The organism is Gulosibacter sediminis, assembly GCF_014904065.1.
Classification (GTDB): domain Bacteria; phylum Actinomycetota; class Actinomycetes; order Actinomycetales; family Microbacteriaceae; genus Gulosibacter; species Gulosibacter sediminis.
In genome coordinates this window covers 1-3728 of the sequence record NZ_JACXJG010000015.1, presented here as the reverse complement: position 1 = coordinate 3728, position 3728 = coordinate 1, and the positions used below count along the sequence as shown (strand labels likewise).

Genomic DNA, 3728 nt, shown 5'->3' with positions numbered 1-3728 from the left:
AGATCGTCGGCTACTCGATCGGCTCCCGGATGAAGTCCCGCCTGGTCGTCAACGCGATCGACAACGCCGCCGCCCTGCGCGGGAACGTCGCCGGTTGCGTGGTGCACAGTGACAGGGGCAGTCAATTTCGCTCCCGGAAGGTGATCCGCGCCCTGGCCCGTCACCGCATGGTCGGGTCGATGGGCAGGGTGGGTGCTGCGGGCGACAACGCTGCGATGGAATCGTTCTTTTCGNGCAGAAGAACGTCCTCAACCGGCGGTCCTGGGCCACCCGCGAAGAGCTACGCATCGCCATCGTCACCTGGATCGAGCGGACCTATCACCGCCGTCGCAGGCAAGCCGGCCTGGGGCGTTTGACGCCCNGAGTTCGAGACCATCATGAACCAGACCCTGGCCCTCGCGGCCTAACCGAAACTGTCACCTATCCGTTCAGCAGACCCGCATAAAGGAGGGGCTGCGGCTTTTTCTGCATACCTGGCTGGGTGTAGCCTGAATCGTCGCCAACTTGACCGACACCGTTCGACTCCTGCACTCCCCAACCCCGCCGAGGCAGGTGGTCGGGCCGCGCCACCGCGTTCGAGGCCTCGCCCCACCAGGGCGGGTACAGCGTTTCCGGCGCGCCGTTCATCGTCAGCTCAGGAGCACATTCGTGTCACACGACACCTCGACCATCAACACCGGCGCCACGCCCGCCGCATCCGGCGCGAAGCAGAACAAGCCCTGGCAGGTCATCGTCGCGAGCCTCGTCGGCACGTCGATCGAGTTCTACGACTTCTACATCTACGCCACCGCGGCTTCGCTCGTCTTCCCCATTCTCTTTTTCCCAAGCGCCGACCCGATTACGGCCCTGCTCTCGTCGTTCGCCGTCTTCGGCGTCGCGTTCATCGCGCGCCCCTTCGGCTCGATCCTCTTCGGCCACTNCGCTCGTCGGCACGCTGCTCGTGATGGGCATCGCGACATTCCTCATCGGCTGCCTGCCGACCGCGGCGAATGCCGACGGCTCGATCAACACGAACATGACCGTGCTCGCGCCGGCGCTGCTCGTACTGCTGCGCTTCTGCCAGGGCCTCGGCCTCGGCGGCGAGTGGTCGGGCGCCGCCCTCCTCGCCACCGAGAACGCCCCCGCGAACAAGCGCGCCATCTACGGCACGTTCCCGCAGCTCGGCGCGCCAATCGGCTTCATCCTCGGCAACCTGCTGTTCGTACTGCTCAACTTCACCCTCACCGAGGAGCAGTTCCTCACGTGGGGCTGGCGCCTGCCGTTCCTCGTGTCGGCCGTGCTCGTCATCATCGGCCTTTGGGTGCGCATCCAGCTCACCGAGACGCCCGCGTTCCAGAAGGTCGTGCGTGAGGATCACGTCGTCAAGGCCCCGCTCGTCGAGGTCTTCCGCAAGTCGTGGCGCGCGATCATCCTCGGCACCTTCGTGATGCTCGCCACCTACGTGCTCTTCTACATGATGACCTCGTTCATGCTCACGTATGGCTCGACGCCGACGACCGACCAGGCCGCCGCGACCGCGGCCGACTCGGGCACGGCGTTCGACGCCGCGACGCACGTCGGCGGCCTCGGCTACCCGAAGACCGACTTCTTGCTCATGCTCATTGTCGCCGTCGTGTTCTTCGGCATCTTCACGCTCGTCTCGGGTCCGCTCGCCGAGAAGTTCGGCCGCCGCAAGATGCTGCTCTCGGTCACGGCGCTGATCTTCATCTTTGCCTTTGTGATGACCCCGCTGCTCGGCCTCGGCCACACGGGCGTACAGGCGCAGCTCATCATCGGCATGGCGCTCATGGGCCTCACCTTCGGCCCGATGGGCGCGGTGCTGCCCGAGTACTTCCCCGCGAACACTCGCTACACCGGCTCGGCGATTGCGTACAACCTCTCGTCGGTACTCGGCGCGGGCATCGCCCCGACCGTGTTCGTCGCGCTCTGGAGCGCGGGCGACGGCTCGCCGTTCTGGGTCNGCGTCTACCTCGCCGGCGCGGCCCTGCTCACCTTCGTCGCGCTGCTGTTCTCGAAGGAAACGAAGCACAACGACTACACGAATGAGTCGGTCGCGGCCTAGCGTCGCGGAACAAAGAATCCCCGGTTCGGTGGGCCGGATGCGCGCAGGCGCATCCGGCCCGGCCGACCGGGGATTTTTGCTCACGTCGACGGATGCTCGGGCCGGCACGCCAGCGCAACTCACGCATCCGCCTCGCGCCGCCAAACAATCTCTGATTAGAGTGAATTGCATCGCGGGCGTCACCGAGGTCGCTTGCGGAAGGGATGCGCCATGACCGAACTGCCGGACTCCGAGATCCGCCGCCGCCTCACCGCCCTCGCGCCGAGCCAACTCAGCGACGCAATGGGCCGCCTCAACGTTGTCGACAGCGGCATCGCGCCGATGTGGCCGTCAGCCGGTTTCGTCGGCCGCGCCGTCACCGCCTACGTTGCGCCCGGCGACAACAAGGTGCTGCACGAGCTCGTGCCCGACCTCACCGAGGGCGACGTCGTCGTTGTGAACGGCAGCGGCGTCACGAATCGGGCGCTGCTCGGCGGCATCATCGCCGAGCGGATGCAGCGCCACGGCGCCGTCGCCGTCGTGCTCGACGGAGCGATCCGCGACGCCCTCGAATTCGAGGAGATCGGCCTGCCCGCCTACGCCCGCGCGGTCTCCCCCGCCGGCCCGTACCGCAACGGACCCGGCCGCCTGCACGAGGCGGTCGCGATCGGCAACGTCGTCGTGCATCCGGGCGACTGGCTCGTCGGCGACCGCGACGGCATCGCCGTGGTGCCGCAGGGCGAGATCGCCGAGGTGCTCGCCGGCGCCGAGGCGAAACGCGAGTCGGAGGAAAAGCAGCTCAGCAAACTCCGCGCGGGCGACCTCGACTAGCTCGTCGATCCGCCGGGCGCCGCGACGAAGTCCCGCGCCCACGCAGCCGTCGCCTCGAGCCCGCCGAAGGTGTAGAGGTGCATGGCCACCGCGCCGAACCCGCCGTCGCGAGCCACCGCATCCTGCAGCGCGCGGATGAACGTGTCGGGCCCCGCGGTGCCCATCAGGTTCGCGAGCGAGAAACCGTACTTGCGCACGATGCCCGCGCTCGAGGCGACACCGAAGCGACTCGCGTAGCGCAGCAGCCGCTTCACGCCCGCCGGGCCTGGAGCGCCGACGCGAATGGGCCCGTCGTACCCCCGCAACCGCACCTCGCCGATCCAGCGCGCCACCGCATCCACGTCAAAACCGAACTGCGTGACAATCACCGACTCGAGCCCCTGCACCCGCAGCTCGCCCAGCTTCTCGTCGAGGGAGGCCCAGAGCACGTCGGTCGGGATGCTCGGGTGCCCCTCCGGGTACCCCGCGATTCCCACCTCGCGCACGCCGTAGTCCGCGAGCCGCACCGCGCGGATGAGCGACGCCGCGTCGGCGAACAGCCCCTCGGGCTGCGCGGGGTCACCCGCGATGAGGAACAGGTGCTCCGAGACGCTCGCCGCCTGCAGCTGCTTGAGGATGCTCGTGAACGCCTCGAGCGAGCGGATGCGCCGGGCCGCGAGGTGCGGCACCGGCACGAACCCGGCGTCGCGCACCGCCCGCGCGGCAGCCACCGTCGTCGCCGGCTCCTCGTTGCTAAGGAACGTCACGTTGATGCGAGTGCCCGCCGGAATCAACCTCGCCGCCGCGGGAATCGCGTCAACGTCGCGGCTCGTGATCTCGAGCGAGAAGTCGCGCATAAGGGGCTCATCGCAATCGA

Annotated in this window: 2 protein-coding genes and 2 pseudogenes; 3 read left to right on the top strand and 1 reads right to left on the bottom strand. The window is 68.2% G+C overall.

Annotated elements, in window-relative coordinates:
* The 3 genes and pseudogenes from ID132_RS14840 to ID132_RS08445 all read left to right on the top strand — a co-directional run.
* Positions 1-407, top strand: a pseudogene (locus ID132_RS14840) (transposase); the annotation flags it as partial.
* Between the two features lie 241 nt (positions 408-648).
* Positions 649-2062 (top strand): annotated as a pseudogene (locus tag ID132_RS08450) (MFS transporter).
* Between the two features lie 210 nt (positions 2063-2272).
* Positions 2273-2872, top strand: a complete 600-nt coding sequence (locus ID132_RS08445) for an RraA family protein (protein WP_125107171.1) — start codon at positions 2273-2275, stop codon at positions 2870-2872.
* Here ID132_RS08445 and ID132_RS08440 read toward each other — a convergent pair.
* Entirely contained in the window at positions 2869-3708 is an 840-nt protein-coding gene (locus tag ID132_RS08440; protein WP_235988418.1) for a methylenetetrahydrofolate reductase, read from the bottom strand. The genes ID132_RS08445 and ID132_RS08440 overlap by 4 nt on opposite strands.
* Positions 3709-3728: the final 20 nt, after the last annotated feature.